This window comes from Mesorhizobium sp. WSM4813 (assembly GCF_055811555.1).
Genome location: NZ_JBVVQU010000138.1, coordinates 1 through 1,273 on the forward strand (window position 1 = coordinate 1; position 1,273 = coordinate 1,273).

Consider the following 1,273-nt stretch of genomic DNA (forward strand, 5'->3'; position numbering starts at 1 on the left):
CAGGGCTACGAACTCGGGTTAACGCACTTTAGGGATTGCGGTTGATCTGATTCCATGGGGCTTCGATGATTCGGAGCCCTGCCATGACCCTTGCCGCCCTCGAAGGATTTGAGAAGCCGCGCCTGAAGGCGCTTCTGGAGCATTTCGCCGCGATCGAAGACCCGCGCGAGCCATGGCGGGTGGCGCATCCGCTGCCGGAAGTCCTGCTTCTGGTTGTCTGCGGCACGATCTGCGACTGCGACGACTATGATCTGATTGCCGATTGGGGCGCGGCGCGTCTCGACTTCCTGCGCCGCTATTTGCCCTATCATCACGGCGTGCCGGGCGGGCGCTGGCTGACCATGCTGATGAACCGCATCGATCCCGGCCTGTTCTCAGCCGCCTTCACCGCATGGGTGCGCCAGACATGGCCCGACAAGCCGGACTTCGTCGCCATCGACGGCAAGACGTCACGGCGCAGCCACGATCGCGGCGCTGGCAAGGCCCCGCTGCATCTGGTCTCGGCCTTCGCCACCACTGCCCGTCTCGTGCTCGGACAGGAGGCCGTCAGTGACAAGAGCAACGAGACGACCGCGATCCCGGTGCTTGTCGAGCGCCTGGCGGCAAATGACGGCCTCAAGGGCACGCTCGTCTCGATCGACGCCATCGCCACCAATGCCGCCATTGCTACCACCATCAGGGATGCCGGCGCCGACTACCTGCTCGCCGTCAAGGCCAACCAGCCGACGCTCAGAGCCGAGATCGAGCGCTATTTCGACGACGCTCCAGCCGATTGCCTCGACAGCTTCGTCGATCTCGACAAGGGCCATGGCCGCATCGAGGAGCGCACCGTCACCGTCTCGCGCGAGACTGGCTGGCTCGAAGGCCAGCGCCGCTTTCCCGGTGAACTGCGCCTGCCAGACGCCACAACCATCGTGCGCGTCAGCTCGCGCACTGGACTGAAGGACAAAAGCCGCTTCGACACGCGATACTTTATCGCCTCCGCCAAGCTGACCGCCGAACGGGCCGCTCATGCCGTGCGCGGCCACTGGCTGGTCGAGAACGCTCTGCACTGGACCCTCGACGTCGTCTTCAACGACGACCAGTCGCGTCTCAGAAAAGGCCACGGCGCTCTCAACATGGCCATCGTGCGCCATTTCGCTCTCAACCTCGTCAGAGCCGTCAGCGACAAGCACTCCATCAAACTCAGACGCAAAAAGGCAGGCTGGAGCACCGACTACCTCGCCGCAATCCTCGGCGACCTACGCCGTTAACCTGGATTCGGAGCCCTGCG

Annotated in this window: 1 protein-coding gene; it reads left to right on the forward strand. The window is 64.0% G+C overall.

The features are described from left to right. Nucleotides 1-83: 83 nt before the first annotated feature. Nucleotides 84-1,253 (forward strand): ISAs1 family transposase, encoded by a 1,170-nt coding sequence (locus AC0L25_RS32365; RefSeq protein WP_473599174.1) that lies wholly within the window; start codon nucleotides 84-86, stop codon nucleotides 1,251-1,253. Nucleotides 1,254-1,273: the final 20 nt, after the last annotated feature.

What these genes read in the sequence shown, in the direction of transcription:
- AC0L25_RS32365 (WP_473599174.1), top strand. Translation starts at nt 84, where the DNA reads ATGACCCTTGCCGCCCTCGAAGGATTTGAGAAGCCGCGCCTGAAGGCG.